Origin of the sequence: Phenylobacterium sp. (assembly GCF_041691455.1) — a bacterium.
In the GTDB taxonomy this organism is placed as follows: Bacteria; Pseudomonadota; Alphaproteobacteria; order Caulobacterales; family Caulobacteraceae; genus Phenylobacterium.
In genome coordinates this window covers 185,270-207,480 of sequence record NZ_JBEPUO010000003.1, presented here as the reverse complement: position 1 = coordinate 207,480, position 22,211 = coordinate 185,270, and the positions used below count along the sequence as shown (strand labels likewise).

General features: G+C 70.1%; 25 protein-coding genes. 10 read left to right on the top strand and 15 right to left on the bottom strand.

Annotated features, from left to right (window positions below; translation table 11 throughout):
• Window positions 1-77: 77 nt before the first annotated feature.
• Window positions 78-575, bottom strand: coding sequence for a DUF421 domain-containing protein (locus ACESMY_RS07465; protein WP_372783789.1), 498 nt, complete (start codon window positions 573-575; stop codon window positions 78-80).
• A 90-nt stretch (window positions 576-665) separates the two neighbouring features.
• Between ACESMY_RS07465 and ACESMY_RS07460 the strand changes: the two genes are divergently transcribed.
• From ACESMY_RS07460 to ACESMY_RS07445, 4 genes are all read left to right on the top strand, one after another.
• On the top strand, window positions 666-2,018 hold the full coding sequence (locus ACESMY_RS07460; RefSeq protein ID WP_372783787.1) for an amidohydrolase family protein: 1,353 nt from the start codon (window positions 666-668) through the stop codon (window positions 2,016-2,018).
• A complete protein-coding gene (locus ACESMY_RS07455) occupies window positions 2,015-3,133 on the top strand; it encodes a dipeptidase (RefSeq protein ID WP_372783785.1) in 1,119 nt (372 codons plus the stop codon). Before ACESMY_RS07460 ends, ACESMY_RS07455 begins: the two co-directional genes overlap by 4 nt.
• Before the next feature lie 38 nt (window positions 3,134-3,171).
• Window positions 3,172-4,914, top strand: coding sequence for an acyl-CoA dehydrogenase (locus tag ACESMY_RS07450; RefSeq protein ID WP_372783783.1), 1,743 nt, complete (start codon window positions 3,172-3,174; stop codon window positions 4,912-4,914).
• Window positions 4,915-4,986: 72 nt separating this feature from the next.
• Window positions 4,987-6,846: an ATP-binding protein gene (locus tag ACESMY_RS07445; protein WP_372783781.1), complete on the top strand. Its 1,860-nt coding sequence runs from the start codon at window positions 4,987-4,989 to the stop codon at window positions 6,844-6,846.
• Between the two features lie 2 nt (window positions 6,847-6,848).
• Here ACESMY_RS07445 and ACESMY_RS07440 read toward each other — a convergent pair whose 3' ends face one another.
• On the bottom strand, window positions 6,849-8,030 hold the full coding sequence (locus tag ACESMY_RS07440; RefSeq protein ID WP_372783779.1) for an amidohydrolase family protein: 1,182 nt from the start codon (window positions 8,028-8,030) through the stop codon (window positions 6,849-6,851).
• A 16-nt stretch (window positions 8,031-8,046) separates the two neighbouring features.
• Here ACESMY_RS07440 and ACESMY_RS07435 point away from each other — a divergent pair, with 16 nt between their 5' ends.
• A complete protein-coding gene (locus ACESMY_RS07435; RefSeq protein ID WP_372783777.1) occupies window positions 8,047-8,637 on the top strand; it encodes a DNA-3-methyladenine glycosylase in 591 nt (196 codons plus the stop codon).
• Here ACESMY_RS07435 and ACESMY_RS07430 read toward each other — a convergent pair.
• On the bottom strand, window positions 8,634-9,278 hold the full coding sequence (locus ACESMY_RS07430) for an NrsF family protein (RefSeq protein ID WP_372783775.1): 645 nt from the start codon (window positions 9,276-9,278) through the stop codon (window positions 8,634-8,636). The genes ACESMY_RS07435 and ACESMY_RS07430 overlap by 4 nt on opposite strands.
• Window positions 9,268-9,816, bottom strand: a complete 549-nt coding sequence (locus tag ACESMY_RS07425) for a sigma-70 family RNA polymerase sigma factor (RefSeq protein WP_372783773.1) — start codon at window positions 9,814-9,816, stop codon at window positions 9,268-9,270. The genes ACESMY_RS07430 and ACESMY_RS07425 overlap by 11 nt, the downstream gene beginning before the upstream one ends.
• A gap of 109 nt (window positions 9,817-9,925) precedes the next feature.
• Between ACESMY_RS07425 and ACESMY_RS07420 the strand changes: the two genes are divergently transcribed.
• Window positions 9,926-10,618, top strand: coding sequence for a DUF1223 domain-containing protein (locus ACESMY_RS07420; protein WP_372783771.1), 693 nt, complete (start codon window positions 9,926-9,928; stop codon window positions 10,616-10,618).
• A 93-nt stretch (window positions 10,619-10,711) separates the two neighbouring features.
• A complete protein-coding gene (locus tag ACESMY_RS07415) occupies window positions 10,712-11,017 on the top strand; it encodes a hypothetical protein (protein ID WP_372783769.1) in 306 nt (101 codons plus the stop codon).
• Window positions 11,018-11,066: 49 nt separating this feature from the next.
• On the opposite strand, the gene ACESMY_RS07410 is transcribed toward ACESMY_RS07415, so the two are convergent.
• Complete coding sequence (locus tag ACESMY_RS07410; protein WP_372783767.1) at window positions 11,067-11,549, bottom strand: peroxiredoxin; 483 nt, start codon at window positions 11,547-11,549, stop codon at window positions 11,067-11,069.
• A gap of 126 nt (window positions 11,550-11,675) precedes the next feature.
• Between ACESMY_RS07410 and ACESMY_RS07405 the strand changes: the two genes are divergently transcribed.
• Window positions 11,676-12,239, top strand: coding sequence for a YqgE/AlgH family protein (locus ACESMY_RS07405; protein WP_372783765.1), 564 nt, complete (start codon window positions 11,676-11,678; stop codon window positions 12,237-12,239).
• Here ACESMY_RS07405 and ACESMY_RS07400 read toward each other — a convergent pair.
• Entirely contained in the window at window positions 12,236-13,903 is a 1,668-nt protein-coding gene (locus ACESMY_RS07400; protein ID WP_372784055.1) for a putative bifunctional diguanylate cyclase/phosphodiesterase, read from the bottom strand. The genes ACESMY_RS07405 and ACESMY_RS07400 overlap by 4 nt on opposite strands.
• Before the next feature lie 40 nt (window positions 13,904-13,943).
• Entirely contained in the window at window positions 13,944-14,555 is a 612-nt protein-coding gene (locus ACESMY_RS07395) for a GNAT family N-acetyltransferase (protein ID WP_372784053.1), read from the bottom strand.
• A gap of 160 nt (window positions 14,556-14,715) precedes the next feature.
• Here ACESMY_RS07395 and ACESMY_RS07390 point away from each other — a divergent pair, with 160 nt between their 5' ends.
• Together ACESMY_RS07390 and ACESMY_RS07385 are read left to right on the top strand one after the other, a co-directional pair.
• On the top strand, window positions 14,716-15,330 hold the full coding sequence (locus tag ACESMY_RS07390) for a hypothetical protein (protein WP_372783763.1): 615 nt from the start codon (window positions 14,716-14,718) through the stop codon (window positions 15,328-15,330).
• 1 nt (window position 15,331) lies between these two features.
• On the top strand, window positions 15,332-15,634 hold the full coding sequence (locus tag ACESMY_RS07385; protein WP_372783761.1) for a winged helix-turn-helix domain-containing protein: 303 nt from the start codon (window positions 15,332-15,334) through the stop codon (window positions 15,632-15,634).
• Here the strand turns inward: ACESMY_RS07385 and ACESMY_RS07380 are convergent.
• From ACESMY_RS07380 to cyoE, 8 genes are all read right to left on the bottom strand, one after another.
• Window positions 15,631-16,941, bottom strand: coding sequence for a M16 family metallopeptidase (locus ACESMY_RS07380; protein WP_372783759.1), 1,311 nt, complete (start codon window positions 16,939-16,941; stop codon window positions 15,631-15,633). The two genes, ACESMY_RS07385 and ACESMY_RS07380, sit on opposite strands and share 4 nt — an antisense overlap.
• The gene (gene thrC / locus ACESMY_RS07375) at window positions 16,916-18,307 is read right to left on the bottom strand and encodes a threonine synthase (RefSeq protein WP_372783757.1); all 1,392 of its coding nucleotides are present in this window, start codon (window positions 18,305-18,307) and stop codon (window positions 16,916-16,918) included. Before thrC ends, ACESMY_RS07380 begins: the two co-directional genes overlap by 26 nt.
• A complete protein-coding gene (locus tag ACESMY_RS07370) occupies window positions 18,307-19,065 on the bottom strand; it encodes an SURF1 family protein (RefSeq protein ID WP_372783755.1) in 759 nt (252 codons plus the stop codon). The genes thrC and ACESMY_RS07370 overlap by 1 nt, the downstream gene beginning before the upstream one ends.
• Window positions 19,058-19,414, bottom strand: a complete 357-nt coding sequence (locus ACESMY_RS07365; protein ID WP_372783753.1) for a DUF983 domain-containing protein — start codon at window positions 19,412-19,414, stop codon at window positions 19,058-19,060. Before ACESMY_RS07365 ends, ACESMY_RS07370 begins: the two co-directional genes overlap by 8 nt.
• 70 nt (window positions 19,415-19,484) lie before the next feature.
• On the bottom strand, window positions 19,485-20,363 hold the full coding sequence (locus tag ACESMY_RS07360; RefSeq protein WP_372783752.1) for a cytochrome c oxidase subunit 3: 879 nt from the start codon (window positions 20,361-20,363) through the stop codon (window positions 19,485-19,487).
• 124 nt (window positions 20,364-20,487) lie between these two features.
• Entirely contained in the window at window positions 20,488-21,081 is a 594-nt protein-coding gene (locus ACESMY_RS07355; protein WP_372783750.1) for a cytochrome c oxidase assembly protein, read from the bottom strand.
• Window positions 21,071-21,223, bottom strand: a complete 153-nt coding sequence (locus ACESMY_RS07350) for a hypothetical protein (protein WP_372783748.1) — start codon at window positions 21,221-21,223, stop codon at window positions 21,071-21,073. The genes ACESMY_RS07355 and ACESMY_RS07350 overlap by 11 nt, the downstream gene beginning before the upstream one ends.
• Entirely contained in the window at window positions 21,220-22,203 is a 984-nt protein-coding gene (gene cyoE / locus ACESMY_RS07345) for a heme o synthase (protein ID WP_372783746.1), read from the bottom strand. Before cyoE ends, ACESMY_RS07350 begins: the two co-directional genes overlap by 4 nt.
• Between the last annotated feature and the right edge of the window lie 8 nt (window positions 22,204-22,211).

The following is a 22,211-nucleotide window of genomic DNA, read 5'->3' as shown; positions in this document are numbered from 1 at the left end:
CCAAGAGGTCGTCCCGCTGAACATGGTTCGCGGCAAGCTTGACGGAAAGACGGCGCGGACGGGGATTTTATTCCCGCCTAGGCCGCGGAGCCCCGGCGTACGACGCTGATCCGGCCGTTGTTCTCCAGGGTCGCCAGATGCGCGTCCTCCGGCCGCTCGACCTGTTCCAGGCGAAGACCCTCCAGCAGGTCGGCGTGCCCGATGCCGTGGGAGGCCATGGCCTTGTGGTCCTCCACGCCATCGCGGAGCAGCACGACGGGCTCGGCTTTCATCAGCTTGGCCAGCCAGCCCCAGCGGATCGTCAGCATCGCGAAGACGCGGTGCAGGACGACCAGCAGCAGGGTCGCCGCGAGCGCCGGCCAGAACGGCGCCTTGCCGGTCATCGCCCGGCTAAGGTTCGACCCCACGACCAGCGCCACGACGATGTCCAGGGGCGACGCCTGGGAGAACGTCCGACGACCGGCGATGCGGATGTAGGCGATGCCCACGAGGAACAGGATCACCGCCCGCGCGCAGAGCTGGAGCGCGCTCGCATCGCCGTTATCCGGACCGATCAGGGTGCGGAGCATGTCCATGCGAGCGGTAACGCCGATGGTGACGCTGCGTTGCCCTTGCCCGGCGCGGGCGGGGCGCCTATCGCTTACGCCGTCAGCGGGAGGGATTGCGTGATCCGGTCAGGCTTGGGAGCCGTCGTCGCGGCGTGCGTCATGGCGCTGGCGGTGGGACCGGTCCGCGCCGCAGACGCGCCGACGGCGACCCTCTATCGCCGTGCGACCCTCATCGACGGGACCGGCGGCCCGCCGCGTCCGGGGATGTCGGTGCTGGTGGTCGGCGAGCGGATCGCCGCCGTCGGGCCGGACGACAAGGTCTCGCCGCCGCCGGGCGCCAAGACCGTCGACCTCTCGGGCAAATATCTGCTGCCCGGCCTGATCGACAGCCACGAACACCTGGCGACGCCGCCCAACCGCCGGATGGCCGAGGCCAACATGCGCCGCGACCTCTATGGCGGGGTGACCGCGATCCGCGACATGGCCGACGACCTGCGCGCCGTGGCCGAGCTCGCCCGCGCCTCCCGCGCCGCCGAGATTCCCGGCCCGGACATCTACTACGCCGCCCTGATGGCCGGCCCGAGCTTCTTCGTCGACCCGCGCACCCATGCGGCGAACTTCGGGGTCACGCCCGGCCAGGCGCCCTGGATGCAGTCCATCGACGCGGACACCGATATCCGCACCGCCGTCACCCTGGCCAAGGGCACCTCGGCCACGGCGATCAAGATCTACGCGAACCTGCCGGCCGATCTCGTCGCGAAGATCACCGCCGAGGCCCACCGCCAGGGCCTCAAGGTCTGGGCGCACAGCACCGTCTATCCGGCCACAGCCGCCGACGTGCTCGCCGCCGGCGCCGATGTGGTGTCCCACGCCTGCGGCCTCGGCCACGCTGTCGCCGGCACGCCGCCGAGCTACCAGGCGCGCACGCCGATGGACCCGGCCCCGTTCCTGGCCGGCGACAACCCGGTGATCGGACGGCTCTACGAGACCATGACGGCGCAGGGGACCATCCTCGACGCGACCGTCAGCATCTACGAGGAGCAGGAACGGCTGCGGGCCAAGACCCCGAAGATGAAGCCCGCCCTATGCAGCGGCGCCATGGCCGCGGCCCTGACCCGCCAGGCGGTCCGCGCCGGCGTGCCGGTCACCACGGGCACCGATTGGCAGGCGCCCTGGGACGACCCCTGGCCCACCGTGCATCAGGAATTCGCGGCCCTGGTCCGGCTGGGCATGACGCCGGCGCAGGTGATCCATTCGGCGACCGAGGTCGGGGCCCGCGCCGCCGGCCAGCAAGCCGACATGGGGACCCTCGCGCCGGGAAAGCTCGCCGATATGATCGTGCTTGCGAAGGACCCGCTGGCCGACATCGAGAACCTGAAGAGCCTCGAGACGACCATCAAGCGCGGGCGCGCCTATCCGCGCCGCGACTTCAAGCCCCTCAGCAAGGGCGATATCGGAGACGACGAATGACCTTGAGCCGCCGCACCGTCCTCGCCCTCTCGGCCGCGGCCGCCGCCACGCCCGCGCTCGCCGCCGGGTCCAAGGACCCCATAGCCGGCCTGACGGTGATCAATGCGCTGGGCGGGCTGCTGGACGCCAACGACACCGTCGAGCACCCGCGGCCCGTGCTGACGCCGCGCATCCTCGCCGACGCCCGGGCCTCAGGCATGACGGCGGTCAACTGGACGATCGGCTATGTCGCCAGCGCCAAGGATCCGTTCCAGGACTCGATCGCCGACATCGGCATGTTCGATGTCCTGATCCGCCAGCAAGCGCGCGACGTCCTGAAGGTCACGACGGTCGCCGACATCGCCCGCGCCAAGGCCGAGAAGAAGATCGGGATCATCTACGGCTTCCAGAACGCGGCCCAGATGGGGAGCGACCCCGCCCGCGCGGACATCTTCGCCGACCTCGGCGTCCGCATCGTCCAGCTCACCTACAACGTCGCCAACCAACTCGGCGACGGCTCCATGGCGCCGGAGGGCCGCGGCCTCACCAAATTCGGCCACGAGGTGGTCGAGCGCCTCAACGCCAACAGGGTGATGGTCGACCTCTCCCACTCCGGCCGGCAGATCTGCCTGGACGCCGCGCGGGCCTCGAAGCAGCCGATCTCGATCAACCACACCGGCTGCCGCGCGCTCACCGACCTGCCGCGCAACAAGACCGACGAGGAGCTGAAGCTGGTCGCCGACAGGGGCGGCTTCGTCGGGATCTACTTCATGCCGTTCCTGAATCTCTCCGGCCACCCGACCTCCGCCGACGTGGTCGCCCACATCGAGCACGCCCTGAACGTCTGCGGCGAGGACCACGTCGGCATCGGCACCGACGGCGGCACCACGCCGATCGACGACCTGGAAGCGTACAAGGCCGCGCTCTCCAAGGAACACGACGACCGGGTCGCCAAGGGGATCGCCGCGGCGGGCGAGCGGGCCGACACCCATCCGTTCGTCGATGACCTGCGGGGCCCCGACCAGTTCAGGAAGCTCTACCGCCTGCTCGCCGCCCGGGGCCACAAGCCGGCGCGCCTGGAGAAGATCCTCGGGACCAACTTCGTCCGCTACGCGCGCGACATCTGGGGCGCCTGAGCCTAAAACACCGCCGCAAGCTGATCCGGAGCCTCTCGATGACCTTCCGCGCGCCCGTCCGGGACCTCGCCTTCGCGCTCTCCACCGTCGGGCATGACGCCCTGATCGCGCGGGCCTATCCGGACCTCGACGCCGACACCGTGGGCGCGGTCCTGGAAGCGGCCGGAGCTTTCGCCAACGATGTGCTGGCCCCGCTGAACCGGGTGGGTGACCTCCAGGGCGCTCGCTACGCCAACGGCGCCGTCACCGCCGCGCCCGGCTTCGCCGAGGCCTACAAGGCCTTCGTGGCCGACGGCTGGAACTCGCTCTCCGCCGCGCCCGAACACGGCGGCCAGGGCCTCTCGAAAGCCATGGAGCTGGCCGTCTTCGAGATGGTCCACGCCGCCAACATGGCCTTCGGCCTCTGCCCCATGCTGACCCAGGGCGCCATCGAGGCGCTCGAGCTGCACGGCGCCGAGCGCCAGAAGCGGCTGATCCTGCCCAAGCTGGTCTCCGGCGAATGGCCGGGCGCCATGGTGCTGACCGAGCCGCAGGCCGGCTCCGACCTTGGCCAGATCACCACCCGCGCCGACCCCGACGGGAACGGCGGCTACAAGCTCACGGGCCAGAAGATCTTCATCACCTGGGGTGATCACGACGTCGCCGACAACATCTGCCACCTGGTCCTGGCGCGCACGCCGGACGCGCCTCCGGGCGTGAAGGGCATCAGCCTGTTCCTGACCACCAAGTTCGCCGTGAAGGACGACGGGACCCTGGGCGGCCGCAACGACTTCCGCCCCGGCTCCATCGAGCACAAGCTCGGCATCCACGGCTCGCCCACCTGCGTCATGCTCTACGAGGGCGCCCAGGCCGAACTGGTCGGCGAGCTCGGCCAGGGCCTGCCGCACATGTTCGTCATGATGAACGCCGCGCGCCTGCAGGTCGGCGTCCAGGGCGTCGCCATCGCCGAGCGGGCCTTCCAGCAGGCGCTGGCCTTCAGCCAGGAGCGCAAGCAGGGCCGCACGGCCTGGGAGGCGGACGGGACCATCTACGGCCACCCCGACGTGCGCCGGATGCTGATGCTGATGAAAGCCAAGATCGAGGCGGCGCGCGCCATCTGCCTGACCACCGGCGTGCTGGCCGACATCGCCCGCCTTGCCGAGAGCGAGGACGAGCGCGCGGCCGCCAAGGCGCGCCAGGAGCTGCTCACCCCGATCGCCAAGGCCTGGTCCACCGACGTCGGCGTCGAGGTGGCCTCGCTGGGCGTGCAGGTGCACGGCGGCATGGGCTTCATCGAAGAGACCGGCGCGGCCCAACACTATCGCGACGCCCGCATCGCCCCGATCTACGAGGGCACCAACGGCATCCAGGCGATCGACCTGGTCGGCCGAAAGGTGGGCATGGCCGACGGCGCGGTGATGCGCAGCCTCTGCGCGGAGCTGGCCCTGACCGCCGAAAACCTGACCGAGGTCCCGGACCTGGCCAGCGTGGGCCGCCGCCTCGCCGCCGGGGTCGCGGCGCTGGAGCGGGCCACCGACTGGCTGCTGGCCAACCGCGGCGCGCCCAGCCTGGCGGCCGCCACGCCCTATCTGAAGCTCGCCGGCGACGTGATCGGCGGGGCCCTGCTGGGCCGCCAAGCCCTGGCCGCGGCCGGATCCGACGACCCCTGGCTCAAGGGCAAGGCGGCGCTGGCGCGGGTCTTCGCGGGCCAGGTCCTGGCCCAGGCGCCCGGCCTCGCCGACGGCCTGATGGACGGCGCCGAGGACCTGGAATCGACACCCGCGAGCGCGCTTGCGTCCTAGCTGCACCCCCTGATTGCATTTTCCGAAGATTTACCCTTTGCCCGCATGGTTGACGCGGGCTGAGGGCGGCGCATGGACCGGTATTGCAACGGCGAGGCCGTCGAAGAGAGCCCAAAGCTCACGTCGACGATCTACCAGATGACGCTCGCGGGCCTGATGCTGCCGTTGAAATGGCACACCTTGGCCAACGGGCTCGGCGCGGTCTGTCTGGCGATGATCGGCCATCCCGTGGCCGGTGTCGCCGCCTTCGTCGGCTGGTCCCTCATGGTCTTGGGGCACGACCGCCTGCTCAAACACCTGATCGCCACCTCGAACGGCGTCGAGATCCAGGCGGGGTTCCGCAAGCTTGCGGTTCTCTGCGTCGTACGGGCCGGCGTCTACGTCGCGCCCGCGGCGTTCCTCTCCCTGAGCGGAGAGCCGGCGGCGCTGTTCGTGTTCGGCCTGCAGGCCGCGACCATGCTGGCGGTGGGCATGTCGGCGGGGGTGCTGTCGCGGTGGGTGTTCTGGGGCCTCGCCGGCCCGGCCATGGCGGCCGCCAGCGGCCTGGCCGTCTACCTGCTGTCGCCGCTGGCCTGCGCCGGGGTGCTGGTGACGCTCGCGACCCTGGGGGTGCTCCTGACCGTCATGACCGAGACCAGCCGCTATGTGATCAGCGCCTGGCACTCCGCCTTCCTTGAAAACCTGGCCCTGATCCCCGAGCTCGAAGCGGCCCGCGACCGGGCGCTGGCCGAGCGGCTCGCCGCCGACGAGGCGCGCGAGGAAGCCCGCCAGGCCGGCCGCGCCAAGGCCAACTTCCTGGCCACCATGAGCCACGAGATCCGCACGCCGATGAATGGCGTGCTGGGCATGGCCCAGCTCCTGCAGCGCGACGAGACCGACCCGACGCAGAAGGAACGCCTCGCGGTGCTGCTCGACAGCGGCGACTATCTGCTCTCGATCCTCAACGACATCCTGGACGTCTCGAAGATCGACGCCGGGCGCCTGGACATCATGCCGGCGCCCGAGGACATGCCACTCTTCCTGGACCGCCTGGTCGGATTCTGGGGCGCCGGCGCCGACGAGAAGGGCGTGGCCCTCAACCTCAGCGTCGCCAAGAGCGTGCCCAACTTCGCGCTGATCGACGCGCTCAGGCTGCGCCAGGTGCTGTTCAACCTGGTCGGCAATGCGCTCAAGTTCACCGAGACCGGCTCGGTCGAGGTGATCGCCGACGCCATGCCCAACGGCGAAGGCGCGGTCCTGATGCACCTGGCGGTCCGCGACACCGGCATGGGCATTCCGGCCGAGCACCTGCCGCACCTGTTCACCCGCTTCAGCCAGGGCGACGAGTCCGAGGTGCGCAAATTCGGCGGCACGGGCCTGGGCCTGGCCATTGCCAAGCAGCTCGTCGAGCTGATGGGCGGCAAGATCTGGGCGGAGAGCGAGCTGGGCAAGGGCTCGACCTTCCACATCAAGCTGCCGCTGGCCCTGGCGGACGGCGTGGAGGCGCCCAAGCCCGCCCAGGCGGCCGAAGACGTCGCCGCCCCGCTCACCGGCCTGCGGATCCTGACGGTCGACGACAATGCGGTGAACCTGCTGGTGCTCGACCAGCTCCTCGCCAGCTTCGGTCACGAAGTCGCCAAGGCCGCCAGCGGCGCCGAGGCCCTGGAAGCCCTCGCCGTGAGTTCCTTCGATCTGCTGCTGCTGGACATCCAGATGCCCGGCATGACCGGGGTCGAGGTGCTGGAGCGCCTGCGGGCCGGCGACAGTCCGAACCGCGACGCCCCGGTCGTGGCGCTCACCGCCGACGTCACCTCCGGCGGCCGCAAGCGCTATCTGGAGCTCGGGTTCACCGAGCACAGCTCCAAGCCGATCCAGATTCACGAGCTGATGGAGGCCATCGAACGCGCGATGGCCGCCGGCCCGCCGACCCGTGAGGCCGTCAAGGCAGCCTGAGCTCAGGCGGCCCTAAGTTCGGGCAGGTCGTGCAGGGCCGGATCGAGGCCCGCGCCCATCAGGTCGATGAAGTTGTCGCGGAAGAACTTCCCCCGCGCGCTCGCCGACACCCCCTCCAGGCAGTCGTTGAACCGCTTCAGCGGATTGCGGCCGCCCTCCACATGCGGGAAGTCCGACGAGAACAGGCACATGTCCTCGCCCGAATTCTCGATGATCCAGCGGGTGTCCTCGTGCGGATAGGGCGTGGCGCGGAATTGCCGGCGCAGGATCTCGCTGGGCTTGCCGGAGAGCGTATGCAGCCGCTCCTCCTTGCCGAAGGCCGCGACCCCGGAATCCAGGAAATGCATCAGGCTGGGCAGCCATGAGGCGCCGAGCTCGATCGCCCCCCACTTCAGCCGCGGGAAGCGGTCGAACACCCCGTCGATCACCAGCGCCGACAGCGTCTGCCAGAGGCTGAGCGGGATCGCCATGAAGGTGAGCGAAGTGAAGTTCTCGTCGCCGCCATGGAAGTCCTTCACGAACGGCAGGCCGTTCTCCAGGTAGTCCTTGGCCATCTTCTCCTCGCCGCCGACGTGGAAGAGGATCGGCAGGCCGGCCTCCTGGGCCAGCGCCCACAGCGGATCCAGCTCCCGGTGGCTGGGCGAAAAGCCCGGCGGATGGCGCGACGGGATCACCAGGGCCTTGGCGCCCAGCGCAATGGCCTCGCGCGCGATCTCCGGCGCCCGGGCCCGGTCGATCAGCGGCACATAGCCGGTGGCCAGGAGCCGGCGGTCCACCCCGCAGAACTCGGTCATCATCCGGTTGTGGGCCCGCGCCGCCTCGGCGGCGAGCTCGACCTCGCCCATCTGCTCCAGTCCGAAGTTCGACAGGCAGGCTGTCGTGAACACCAGCTGGCTCGCGAAGCCCAGGTAGTCGAGGGTCTTCGGGCGGTCGGCGGCCTTGAAGGCGCCCAGCGCTTCATAGTTCTTGCGCAGCAGGATGTTGGCTTCCGCCCCGGCCAGGAACTCCGGGTTCTCCATCTGGGCGGCGGCCTTGGCGAACCATTCGGGCAGCACGTCCTTGCGCCCGGTCTTCTCGACGAAGGCCTCGCGGAATTTCGGATCGATGTAGCGGTTGATCGTCCCCGGCAGCTCCATCACGTGGCTGTCGGCGTCGTGGATAGTTTGGCCCTCGACGTACGGCATGCGAAATCCTCCGCTTATGATTGCCCCCATTTCGCGCCGCGAGGCCCTGCGCCGTCAAGCCGAGCTGTTCATCAGCGCCTCGAGCGAGGCGGCGCGCACGCTGATCGGCTGGACGCTCACCCTGGACGGCGTCGGCGGCCGGATCGTCGAGACCGAGGCCTATCACTTCGAGGATCCGGCCTCGCACAGCTTCTCCGGGCCCACGCCGCGCAACGCGGTGATGTTCGGGCCCCCGGGGGTGATCTACGTCTACCGCTCCTACGGCATCCACTGGTGCATGAACCTGGTCTGCGGCCCGACGCCGGGCAGCGCGGTCCTGATCCGCGCCATCGAGCCCACCGAAGGCCTCGACCTGATGATCGCCCGCCGCGGCCTGGAGGACCCGCGCCTCTTGTGCTCAGGGCCCGGGCGGCTCTGCCAGGCGATGGGCGTGACCCACGACCAGAACGGTTTTCGGGTCGATCGGCCGCCCTTCGCCCTGGAGCCGGGCCCGGCGGCGGACGTCGTGGTGGGCCCACGCATCGGCATCACCAAGGCGGTCGATGTCCCCTGGCGCTTCGGCGAGCGCGGCTCGCGCTACCTGAGCAAGCCGTTCCCGAAGCCCTAACGCCACCTCAGGAGGCGCGAGCCGCCGAGCGCGCCCAGCGCCGCCACCAGGGCCATGCCGAGCGTGTACCAGATGGCCAGGAACGGGGCGGAAGTCTCGTTGCAGGCGAAGGCGTAGATCGCCGCCCCCAGGCCGCCGGCCGCCCCGCCGGCTGCGAGGCCCGCCAGCAGCAGGCGGGTCGGCGCGAGCCCGCGCACCGCCCAGACCGCGCCCACCAGCAGCGGCAGGCCGATCACCAGGATGCGCCAGGGGCAGAGCGACGAGGAGTGGCCCATCAGGAGCGCCCGATGGGTTTCCGGCGGCGCGTTGGCGAACCTGACCAGCGCCATGACGATCACGACTGCCAGGGGCGCGCCGGCGAAAGCCGCCAGGGCGCCCGCGGGCACCGCGGGCTTGGCCAGCCGGATCAGCACCGCCGCCAGGATCAGGCCGGTCGCCACCGCATAGCCGAACTTCATCCAGAACATCGTCGTCGTGACCGCCTGGGCGAGGTCCGGGCGCAGGCCGAGCCAGGCCAGCATCACGGCCGTGGCGACCACCGCCCCGCCGCCCAGGCCCAGCGCCACGCGCCGCGCCGCCGCGCCGGGCGCCACCGGGGCCAGGTCGCCCGACAGGTTCTGGATCAGCTCGTCAGTCTTCATCGCCGGGCGAGCCTCCGTACTTGCCGCCCAGCGACTTCAGGCCCCGGTGCACGGCGACCTTCACGGCCGTCTCGCTCATGCCGTGCTTCTCCGCCGCCTCGCGCGTCGACAGGCCCGCGATCTTCACGTCGCGGATCAGGTCGCGGGTGCGGGCCGGCAGGTCGGCCATCACCCGGTCGAGGTCGCGGCGCGCCATGGCGGCGTCCGCGCCGGCCGGGACGAACAAGGCGTCGGCGGCCTCCAGCGGCGCGCGCAGGTGGGCGCGGCCACGGCGCAGCGCGTCGATCAGCTTGTAGCGCGCGATCGCATAGGCCCAGGCGGTGAAGGGCTGGCCCGCGTCATAGGTGGCTCTGCGCGTGTGCACCGCGATCAGCGTCTCCTGCACCAGGTCTTCGGCATCGACGCCCGGCGGGCAGCGGCGGCCGTAGTAGCCGCGCAGCAATCCGCTCAATTCGTCGAGCAGCCGGCGATAGGGCCCGGCCTCCCCGGCGAGGCCGGCGAGCATCAAGCCTCGCAGTCTGGGTTCGATCTCGTCCAACGCCGCCTTTTAAGGAATTCGCGACACCCGGCGAAAGGTTACAACAAGGTCTTGGTAACCGAACCACGTCGCGCTGCGAACCTGTCATCGAACTTCGCCGGAGATGACGATGAACCGACCGATCACAGGCGCCCTGGCGGCGGCCACCCTGGCCCTCGCCGCGCCCGCCTTCGCCCAGCCGGCGGCCCCGCTGCAGGTCGTGGAGCTGTTCACCAGCCAGGGCTGCTCGTCCTGCCCGCCGGCCGATGTGGCGGTCGCCGCGATCTCCGCTCGGCCGGACATCCTCGCGCTCTCGTTCGGGGTCACCTATTGGGACAACCTCGGCTGGAAGGACACCTTCGCCCAGAAGAAGTTCACCGACCGCCAGTGGGACTACGCCCGCGGTCTTCGCCACGACAACGTCGGCACGCCGCAGGTGGTGGTGAACGGCCGCCTCGACACCGTCGGCCAGAGCGTGCCGGCCATCGACCAGACGCTGCGCCGGGCCCTGCTGCCGGCCGGCGGGCCCGCCGTGAGCCTGCAGCCGACCCGCGTCGAGGTCGCCGGCCCCGCGTCCGCCCGCCCCGCCCAGGTCTGGCTGGTCCGCTATGACCCGAGCGTCCTGCAGGTGCCGGTCAAGCGGGGCGAGAACGGCGGCAAGACCCTGCCGATCAAGAATGTGGTGCGCGAGCTGACCCGGCTCGGCGACTGGAACGGCGGGGCCAGGAGCTACGCGGTGCCGGTCGCCCCGGCCGGCCTGAAGACCGCCATCCTGGTCCAGGCCGGACCCGGCGGACCCATCCTGGCGGCCGCCAAGAGCTGATCCCCCTCACATCGCCGTCCGACCCCCATTCTCCGCGACGCCGCGGAGGAGACCCTGCCGGCTTGCCCGGTTCAAACCCAAAGGAAACTCGAAATGACCCTCCGCAAGACCCTGACCGCGCTCGCGGCTCTCAGCATCGCCACCGCCTTCGCCGGCGGCGCCCTGGCTCAGGAAAAGCCCATGGCGACCAGCGGCGCGATGTCGACCGGCGCCATGGCCTCTTCGCCCATGCACGCCGACGGCATGAAGTCGGACGCCATGGGCGACCACGCCATGAAGAAGCCGATGAAGAAGAAGGCGATGAAGAAGAAGCCGATGGCCATGTCGGCCGGCGCGATGTCGACCGGCTCCATGTCGACGGGCGCGATGTCGACGGGCGCGATGGCGACCAAGAAGTAGCGCCTGAGGACGGCCCCGCGGCTCGCGCCTGCGGGGCCTCCTGACGGTCTTAGAGCTGGGCCAGCAGGTAGTCCGCCGCCGAGACGCGGAATTCGCCGCCTTCCTCGATGTTGAGCTCCTTCACCACGCCGTCGTCGACGATCATCGAATAGCGCTGCGAGCGCTTGCCCATGCCGAAGCGCGAGGCGTCGAACGCCAGGCCCACCGCGTCGGTGAAGGCCGCCCCGCCGTCGGCCAGCATGGCGATGTCCTCGCCCACCGCCTGGTCCTCGGCCCAGGCTCGCATCACGAAGGCGTCGTTGACCGACAGGCAGGCGATCACGTCGACGCCCTTGGCCTTGATGTCGCCGGCCAGCTGTTTGAAGCCCGGCAGGTGCTTGGCCGAGCAGGTGGGCGTGAATGCGCCGGGGAGCGCGAACAGCGCCACCTTCTTCCCTCCGAAGAACTCGTCGGTGGTCACCGGCTTCGGACCCTCGGCGGTCGCCAGGGTGAGGGTTACGCTGGGCAGCTTGTCGCCGACTTTGATGGTCATGGGTCCGTTCCTCTGATGGGGAGCTTCTTGGTGTTCAGGGGCAGATAGCGTCATCTTCGCGCAGAGCAAGCGCGCGCGGGCAGACGGCCCTTGAAAGCGCCACGTCCGGGGTCAAATGTCGAGGCCATGGAAGGCGGATTCTTCTGCGGCCAGCTGTTGATCGCGATGCCGGGCATCTCCGACCCGCGCTTCGAGCGCGCGCTCATCCTGATCTGTGCCCACGACGAAGAGCACGCCATGGGCCTGGCGCTGAACCGGCCGATCGAGGGACTGACCGTCCCCGACCTGCTGGAGCGGCTGGAGATCGAGGCCACCATCACGCTTCCGCCGGACCTGGTGCTGCTGGGCGGGCCGGTCGAGCGCGAGCGCGGCTTCGTGCTGCACACCACCGACTACCAGGGCGAGCACAGCCTGGATGTGAGCCCGGGCGTCGCGCTCACCGCCACCCGGGAGGTGCTGGAGGCGATGGCCAACCACGAGGGCGCGCCCACCCGCAGCCTGCTGGCCCTGGGCTACGCCGGCTGGGGCGCCGCCCAGCTGGAGAACGAGATCAAGGAGAACGTCTGGCTGACCTGCGAGGCGGACGACGAGCTGATCTTCGGTCACGACTACGGTCGCAAATGGAGCCGCGCGCTCGCCAAGCTCGGCGTCGATCCGGAGCGGCTGAGTTCGACGGCGGGACGGGCCTAGCCCCGCGAGCCCTTGGCCTTCACCGGGGCCGCGCCGTCGACATAGCTTTCGTTGAGGTAGACCTCGGCCTCCTGGGCCGACAGCGCCGGCGCATAGCCGAAGCCCTGGCCGTAGTCGCAGCCGAGCGCCAGCAGTTGGCGGGCCATGCCGGCGTTCTCGACGCCCTCGGCGACCACTTCCAGCGCCAGGTCCTGTCCCAGCTTCACCACCGATGAGACGATCTTCAGCGAGCCCTCGTTGGTGGCCATGGTGCGCACGAAGTAGCGGTCGATCTTCAGCGTGTCGAAGGGCAGGCGGGTCAGGTAGGAGAGCGAGGAGAAGCCGGTGCCGAAATCGTCGAGCGCGAGCGCCGCGCCGGCCCCGCGCAGCTCGGCCAGGATCACCGCCGCCCGCTCCGGATCGCGCATGACGTCGCCCTCGGTGACCTCGAGCTTCAGCGCGCCCGGCGGCAGGCCGGTCTCGCGGCGGATGGCGGCGACGTCGCTCACCAGGTCCGGCCGGTCGATCTCGTGGGTGGAGAGGTTCACGGCGACGGTCAGTTCGCCGGCCGCCTTGTGCTTGAGCCGCCAGGCGGCGAGCTGCTTGGCCGCCTCGCGCATCATCATCGCGCCCAGCTCCTCCATCAGCCCCATCTCTTCGCAGAGCGGCAGGAAGGTGTCGGGCATCAGCAGGCCGCGGCGCGGGTGGCGCCAGCGGACCAGGGCCTCGAAGCCGGACAGAGCGCCGGTCGAGAGCCGCACGATCGGCTGGTAGAACGGCACCAGTTCGCCGCGGCCGAGCGCGCCCTTGAGGTCGCCCTCCAGGGCCAGGCGCGACAGGCCGTCGCTTTCCAGGCCGCGGCCGTAGGCGGCGGCCCCGCCGCGGCCATGGCTCTTGGCCGATTCCACGGCCAGTTCGGCGCGGCGCAGCAGTTCGGCGGCTTCCGGCGCATCGACGCCGCCGTGGGCGTCCACCGCGCCGATCGAGAGGGTGGGATGGATGTCGAAGCCCGCGACCCTGAGCGGCTGTTCCAGCGCGCGGCGCAGCATCTCCGCGCCGGGTGAGGCGCCGACCGGCGCCATGGCGGCGAATTCGTCCTCGCCGATGCGGGCCAGGATGGCGTCCGAGGGGAAGGCCGCGGCCAGGCGCGAGCCGAGGGCGGCCAGCACCAGGTCGGCGCGTTCGTGGCCCAGCGCCTCGTTCAGGCGGCGCAGGCGGTCGAGGTCGGCGACGATCACCTCGTAGTGGCCGGGGACCTGCAGTTGCTCGCGGGCGCGGGTGATGAAGCTGCGGCGGTCCAGAAGGCCGGTCAGCAGGTCCTGGTCGGAGGCGGCGAAGCGGGTCTCGGGGGCGACCACGCCGGCGGCGCGGCAGCCTTCCTCGAGCCAGACGCCCCGCCAGATGGAGATACCGGCCCCTCGCATGCGCAGCCGCACCGCGACCTCGGTCCCGGGCTCCTGCACCCGCAGGATGTCCTCGGCGTAGGCGCGGTCCTGCGGCAGGGCGAGCGCGCGAAGGGCGGCGGACGAGCAGTCGGGGGCGAGCGGGCCCAGACCCAGGGCCCGCGTCGCGCCGGTCAGCCGCATGCGGTCGCGCTCGGGCTCCCAGACCCATAGGGCGACGTCGGCCGCGCCCAACGCTTCAAGCGTCGAGGTGGCGTCCCACATCCAACGGTCATTCGGCATAGCCAAGGGAACTGCGCCCCACCAAAACGTGAGCGTCGGATCAGACCGACACGCCTTCGTCCGGTCCCTCCGGCCTCTTGAAGGGCGAGATCAATCCGAACAGAACATGATCTCGCCAGTCGCCGTTAATTTTAAGATAAGCCTTAGCGAATCCTTCCTCCTGGAAGCCCGCTTTGACCAACAATCGACGCGATGGGGCGTTATTCGGGATGCAGGCGGCCTCCAGGCGGTGAAGGCTGAGCGTGCGGAAGGCGAAATCGCTGAGCGCGCGGACCGCCGCCAGCGTGTGCCCCTGCCGCGCGAAGGGCCTGCCGCACCAGTAGCCGACCGAGCCCATCTGGGCGACGCCGCGGCGCACGTTGGAAAGCGTGATCCCGCCGGTGAGCGCTCCGTCCTCGTCCCGAAACACGAAGAACGGGTAGGCCGCGCCCGCGTCACGGTCCCGGGCGTAGGCGGTGAGCCGCCGGCGAAAGGCCGGGCGGCCCAGGTCGTCGGCCGGCCAGGTGGGCTCCCAGGGTTGGAGGAAGGCGCGGCTCACCGCCCTCAGCTCGCGCCACTCCGCATAGTCCGAGGCCCTGGGAGGCCGCAGGCTGATCCCCTCGCCATCGACGCGAAGGCCGCTCTCCGGCGCGATCCAGTCCAGCAGGGCCATTGGGGGAAAGTCGCGCAATTGCCCCGCCGGGGCAAGTTGGGACGAATCATGCGTTGCAGACTAGTTTACATCATAGACTAAATGACCTATCCGTTGCGGGACGGCGCGGGTTCGCCGACTCGTCGTAAGTCCCTTCCATCGGCTTGCCGGAGACTGCCCGATGAACACCGACAGCGCCCGAGACGACCTCGCGTTCATGCGCGCGCTCGTAGAGCCGACGGACGACTGGCAGAAGCAATTCGGCGAAACCTACTCCGCCGCCGGTCTCTGCTACTGCGTCCAGATGCTGCTGCACGGCGGTCAGTTCTTCGGCCTCGCGCCGGCCGGCGGACCGGTCGCCCTGGCCATCGGGCTGGGGCCGACGGTGGTTTTCCTGGGCCTCTTGATCTGGATCATTCGGCGGAATCGCAGCGGGGCCGCTGGCGGGGCCACCAGCCGGGCGGTCGGCTCCGTCTTCGGCGCCGTGGGCGCCACCAACCTGGCGCTGGTGCTGGTGATCGGGTCGGTGGCTTGGCGCTGGCACAGCCTCGGCGTCTGGCTGATCTATCCCTGCGTCGTGATGATCTTGCAGGGCCTGGCCTGGCTGGTCGCCTACATGCTGCGCCGCAAGAGTTGGCTGGCGCTGGTCGCCATCGGCTGGTTCGCCACGGGCTTCGCCATGGCCATCTTCATCGACAACATGGGAGGCTTCGTCGTCGCGGCGGGGGTCGGCATGTTCGCCTTCATGCTGCTTCCCGGCCTCTTCATGCTGCGCCAGAGCCGCCGGAGCGCCTAAGTTGGGCGACTATGACATCGGCAAGATCGACGAGGTCATCCACGGACGCCTTCGCCTGGGCGTCATGGCCTATCTCGCCAATGCCGAAGTGGCCGACTTCAACGAGCTGAAGGCCATTCTGGAGGTCACCCAGGGCAACCTCTCGGTGCAGCTGCGCAAGCTGGAAGACGCCAAATACGTGGCCATCGAGAAGGGCTTCCTCGGCCGCAAGCCCCGCACCCAGGTGCGGATCACGCCGGCGGGCCGCAAGGCGTTCGCGGTCTATCTGGACGCGCTGGGCCGCTTGATCGGCCCGCAGAGTTAGCCGAACAGCGCGGCCTCGAACGCCGGGGCGGCCTTCAGCGCGGTCTTCGGGCCCAGCACCGCCATCGCCGCGCGCCTATGCGCCAGGATGCGCTCTGTCAGCGTCACCAGGTCGCCCGGCGTCACCGCGTCGACCTCGGCGGCCACCTCGGCGGGATCGAGCGTGCGGCCGAACAGCAGCACCTGGCCCGCGGCCTGTTCGGCGCGGGCCAGCGCGCCTTCGCGGCCCATGAACATCGCGCCCTTCAGCTGCGCCTTGGCGCGGGAGAGCTCGGCCTCGCCGACCGGCTGCAGCATGCCCATGATCTCGCCCGCCGCCACCCGGGCGAGTTCGGCCGCATCGCCCGCCGCGCAGCCGGCGAAGACGCCGAGAACGCCGGTGTCGGCATAGGTCTCGGAATAGGCGTCGATGGCGTAGGCCAGGCCGCGCTTCTCGCGGGCCTCCTGGAAGAGCCGCGAGGCCATGCCGCCGCCGAGGATCTCGGCCAGCAGACGCAGCGCGAAATAGCCGTCGTCCTTCACGCCCACGGCCGGCAGCAGCAGCACCAGATTGGCCTGCTCCAGCTTCTTGGCGACCGGCCGCTGGCCGCCGGTGAAGATCGCGGGCTCGGGCGCCGCCAGCGCCGCCCCGTCGTCCGCGCCATGGCCGAAGTCGCGTTCCGCCAGCCGTAAGAGCTCGTCCTCGTCCACCGCGCCCGCGGCGCTGACGACGAGCGTCTTCGGCCCATAGAGGCTGGCCCGCCAGGCGCTCAGCGTCGTGGGCGTCGTGGTCCCGATCGACTGCGGGGTGCCCAGGATCGGCCGGCCGAGCGGCTGGCCCTCGAAGGCCGCGGTCTGGGCCAGTTCGAACACCAGGTCGTCCGGCGCGTCGGCCGCCTCGGCGATCTCCTGGCCGACCACCTGTTTCTCCTTGGCGAGGTCGGCCTCGTCCATGGTCGGGCGCTGCACCAGGTCGGCGATGACCGCGCAGCCGAGGTCGAGGCCGCCGGCCAGGGCGCGGACCTGGAAGCTCGTCCGTTCGTAGCCGGTGGCGGCGTTGATGTTGCCGCCCTGGGCCTCGATCGCCTCGACGATCTCGCGCGCCGAACGTCCGCCGGCGCCCTTGAAGACCATGTGTTCCAGGAGGTGCGACCAGCCCGAGCGCACCGCGTCCTCGGCCCGCGCGCCCTGCCCGGCCACCACCGACAGGGCCACGGTCTGCAGGCCGGGGATCGGGTCGCAGACGACGCGGACGCCGTTCGACAGCGTGTGGACCTTGGGTGTCTGCGTCGGCGCGATGGGATCAGCCCTCCGCGAAGGCGCGGACATAGGCCTTGATGGTCTCGGCCTCCGCCGGCAGGCGGTCGAAGCGCTCGGGGCGGCTGACCAGGTCGGCGACGCCGCGCGGCAGCTCGGGCGTCACGCCGCAGGCCTTGGCAACCGCCTCCGGGAACTTGGCGGGGTGGGCGGTGGACATCACCACCACCGGACCCTCCAGGTCGTGGGCGCGGCCCTGGGCGGAGACGGCGACCGCCGTGTGAGGGTCGATCAGCTCGCCAGTCTCGTTCAGCGTCGCCACGATGGTGCGGACGGTGTCGGCCTCACTCACCGAGACGCCGCGGAAGAGCTCGCGCATGGCCGCGAAGGCCTGCGGCGGCACGTCGATCGCCCCGGTGTCGGCGAAGGCGGCGAAGGCCCGCGCGGTCTCGGTCGCCTCGCGCTGCACGCCCTCGAAATAGAGCCGCTCGAAGTTGGAGGCCGACTGGATGTCCATGGCGGGCGACATGGTCGGATGCACCTTGCCGCGCGTGTAGCGGCCGGTCTCGAAGGTCCTGGCCAGGATGTCGTTGGAGTTGGTGGCCACCAGGATCCGGCTCATCGGCAGGCCCATGCGGTGCGCCACATAGCCCGCGAAGGCGTCGCCGAAATTGCCCGAGGGCACACAGAACGACACCTTCCGCTCCGGCGCGCCCAGGGCGACGGCGGTGGTGAAGTAGTAGACCGCCTGCGCCGCGATCCGCGCGAAGTTGATCGAATTGACGCCCGACAGGTCGACGGCCTGGCGCAGGCTCTGATCCTGGAAGGCCAGTTTGACGATCGCCTGGCAGTCGTCGAACGAGCCCTTCACCGCCACGCAGGCGACGTTGCTCTCAGCCGCCGTGGTCATGAACCGGCGCTGCACCTCGGAGATGCGGCCTTCGGGGAACAGCGCCACGACCTTCACGTTGCGCCGGCCGCGGAAGGCCTCGACCGCCGCCCCGCCGGTGTCGCCCGAGGTGGCGCAGAGGATCGTCTGGTTGCGCTTCTGGGGGCCCAGCAGGTGGTCGTAGAGCCGCGCCAGGATCTGCATGGCCACGTCCTTGAAGGCGAGGCTCGGCCCGTGGAACAGCTCGGCGATGAACAGGCCCGGCTGCAGCTGGGTCAGCGGAACGACGGCGGTGTGGGTGAAGGTGGCGTAGGCCTCGTGGCACATCTCCCTCAGGTCGGCGGCCGCGATCTCGCCGTCGGCGAAGGCGCCGATCACCCGGGCCGCCACCTCGGCGTAGGGCTTGTCGGCGAAGCCCGCGATCTCCTGGGCGGAGATCTGCGGCCAGGTCTCGGGCACATAGAGGCCGCCGTCGGGCGCGAGCCCGCCAAGCACCGCATCGATGAAACCGACCGAAGGCGCCTGCCCCCGCGTGGAGACGTACCGCATCAACCCCTCATCCGCTTGAAGAGGGCTGCGGCATAGACACAGAGCAGGGACCCGGCAAGGCCGAACCAGGTCAGCGCATATTCGAAGTGCCGGTTGGGGATCTCGGTCGGCAGGGGCGCGGGGACCAGCGCCTTGAACTCCGGATTGGTGACGCTCTCGGCCATCAGGAAATAGGGCGCGGGCAGCGGCGCATTCAGGCTGCGGGCCATGCCGGCGGCGTTGCGCACATACCAGTGCGCGGCGGTGCTGGGCGGGGTGAAGAGGTTGCCGCGCTCGGGCTTGCGCAGAACGCCCACCAGCCGCATCGGCGCCTTGCCCGCCGGATCGACCGCCGGGCGGGCGGCGACCGTGTCGGGCACGAAGCCGCGGTCCACCAGCACGCTGCGGTAGTGGGCGCTCGCCACCGGACAGGCCGAGATCAGCCGCGCCCCGGCCTGGCCGTCGATGATCCCGTACATCTCGACGAAGGGCGCGGTGGAAAGGCCCGGGCAGTCCACGGCCACGCGGGTGAAGTCCACGTCGCGGCCCTGGCCCAGCGCGTCCAGCAGCGGCTCGAGCGGCCTCGCGGGCGCCGACTGCAGGGCGGCGATATGGGCCAGCAGGCCTTCCTTCCACTTCAACCGCTGCAGCTGCCAGACGCCCAGGCCGATCAGGATGGCCATCGCGATCAGCGTGGCGACCGTGAGGCTGACCGGAAAGCCCCGCGATGGCGGCTTGGCCGCGCGGGCTTCGATCTGCGGTTCCCAGGCCTCAGTCATTCCGCGCCTGGCTCGCCTTGTTCATGAACTGCGCCGCCAGCATCAGGCCCTTCATGGGCCGAAGCAGCGCCAGGCAGATGACCAGCGTCATGGGCAGCCAGATCAGCAAGGTCAGCCAAACCGGCGCGCGGAAGGCGACCATGGTGAAGAGCGCGCCGAACGCCACGATGAAACCCGCGATCAGGATGACGAACACCGCCGGCCCGTCGCCGGAATCGGCCCTGGCCAGGTCGAAACCGCAGGCCTCGCAGACCGGCGACACCTTCAGGAAGCCCTCGAAGAGGTGGCCCTCTCCGCAGTTGGGGCAGCGCCCGGCCGCACCCGACAGCAGAGGATTGGGCTTCGCCATCTAGTGTCCCGTTTCCGAAGTTCCCAGCTGCGTCCGCCGCAAGCTCTGTGGGCCCTTCAAATCCACCACACTAGGCTCCGCCGTGGGCTCCGAAGATCACGTAGATGAAGGCGAACAGGAACAGCCACACCACGTCGACGAAGTGCCAGTACCAGGCCGCCGCCTCGAACCCGAAGTGCTTCTGCGGGGTGAAGCCGCCGCCCAGCAGGCGGATCAGGCAGACCGTCAGGAAGATGGTCCCGATCAGCACGTGGAAGCCGTGGAAGCCGGTGGCCATGAAGAAGGACGAGCCGTAGAGGCCCGAGTTGACCGCCTCTTCCGAGAAGAACTCCTTGGCCACGATGATGTGGTGGTACTCGTAGGCCTGGATCGAGGTGAACAGCACCCCCAGGCAGATCGTCAGGAAGAGACCGATCTTGGCCCCCTTGCGGTCGCCGGTCTGCAGCGCGTGGTGCGCCCAGGTCACCGTCGTGCCGGAGAGCAGCAGGGTCAGGGTGTTGACCAGCGGCAGCTGGAAGGCGGGCACGGTCTCGACGCCCTTCGGAGGCCAGGTCGCCCAGGCCTGACGGACCTCCTCGATCGCCTCGCCGGCGCCGGCGCGGTGGCCGTGGAACAGGGCCATCTCGAAGAAGATCCAGAACCACGCGACGAAGAACATCACCTCCGAGGCGATGAACAGGATCATCCCGTAGCGCAGGCCGAGGGAGACCACCGGGGTGTGGTCGCCCTGGTTGGCTTCGATCACCACGTCGCGCCACCAGACGATCATCGTGAACAGCACGCCCGCGAGGCCGGCGAAGAACAGCCAGGCCGTGTGCTGCGGCAGGCCGAACAGGCCCTTCATCCAGGTGACGCCGCCCAGCGCCATCACCGTCGCCGAGATCGAACCGATCAGGGGCCAGGGCGACGGATTGACCAGGTGGTAGTCGTGCTTCACGCCTTCGGCCATCTTCGGTCCTAGTCCCTCACAAATCCACGCGGCCGCCCCGCGGGACTCACCCCGCGCGGAAGACCGGTTCGCGTGACGCTATAGCCCTGCGGCGCGGGGTCCGCCAAGGGGAAACGGGGCGCCGTCAGCCCGCCTTCTTCGCCGGGGCCGCCGAGGCCGTCTGCGGCTTCGCGTCGACCGCCGGATAGAAGGTGTAGGAGAGCGTCACTTCCTTCTGGGTGCGGGTCTCGAAGTCGGTCGCGTACTTGGGATCGACGAAATAGAGCACCGGCATCTCGACGGTCTGGCCGGCGGCGATGGTCTGGTCGGAGAAGCAGAAGCAGGAGAGCTTGTGGAAGTAGACCGCCGCCTGCTCGGGCACCACGTTGAACACCGCCCGGCCGGTCACCGGTTTGTCCGAATGGTTGGTCACCTTGAAGATCGCGACCTTGGTCTCGCCGATCTTCAAGGGCTGGGTGCGCTGCTCGGCGCTGAAGTCCCAGGGCAGGTCGCGGACGTTGGTGTCGAAGTGGATCAGGATCTTGTCGTCGAGCACCTGGTCCGGCGCCTTGGTCGCGCGGCGCACGGTGCCGTCGTAGCCGGTGGCCTGGCAGAAGGCCTTGTAGAGCGGGACCGCCGCATAGGCCGCGCCGACCATGCCCACGAACACGGCGGCGACCACGGCGCCGATGATCCGGTTGCCGCGCTGCTGGCGGGTGAGAGGGCGCTTAGAGGACATCGGCCGCGACATTCCCGCCAAGCCGCACGATCGTCACCACGAAGATCAGGATGACGAACAGGATCAGTCCCAGCGCCAGCGCGATATTGCGGCCCCGCCGGGCCTTCTGTTCGACAGGGGACTCGCGGGCCGGATCGCTCATCGCAGCAGCTCCCAAGGCGCCAGGGTCAGGGGTGTCACGCCCATCAGGTGCTCACCGAGGAGAGTGGCGAACAAGAGGGTGAGATAGAGGATCGAGAAGGCGAAAAGATTTCTGGCGTCCTTCGCCCCGGCGCGGACGTCGTAGAGGCCGTCGTCGTTGCGCTGGCCCTTGGCCTCGCCGGCGTGGCTGCGCGCCAGCCGCGCGGCCAGCAGCACGAAGACCAGCCCGCCGAGCCCGGCCACCGCCAGGTAGATCGGCCCGCCGAGGCCGGTGAAGGCCGGCAGGAGGCAGATGGGCGTGAACAGCAGGCTGTAGACGAGGATCTGGCGGCGGGTGGAGGCCGCGCCCGCCACCACCGGCATCATCGGCACGCCGGCCTTCTCGTAGTCCTCGCTGGTGTAGAGGCTGAGCGCCCAGAAGTGCGGCGGCGTCCACATGAAGATGATCGCGCAGAGCAGCCAGGCGTTCAGCGGGACCGAGCCGCTCGCCGCCGCCCAGCCGATCACCGGCGGCAGGGCGCCGGCCAGGCCGCCGATGACGATGTTCTGGGCGGTGAATCGCTTCAGCCACACCGTGTAGACGACCGCGTAGAAGAAGATCGTGAAGGCCAGCAGGCCCGCGGCCAGCCAGTTCAGCGCCATGCCCATCAGCATGACCGAGAAGATCGAGAGCACGACGCCGAGCGCCAGCGCGTCGGCCCCCTGGACCCGGCCCGCCGGCACCGGGCGGCCGCGGGTGCGGCGCATCTTGGCGTCGATGTCGGCGTCGTACCACATGTTGAGCGAGGCCGAGGCCCCGGCGCCCACCGCGATGCAGAGGATCGCCACCGCGCCCAGGATCGGGTTCACCGCATGGCCCGCGCAGATCAGGCCCGTCAGGCCGGTGAACACCACCAGCGACATCACGCGCGGCTTCAGGAGCTGGACGAAGTCCTGCCAGCGGGCTGGGGCTGCTGTGGAGAGGGCCGGAGACATGGCCATGGGACATT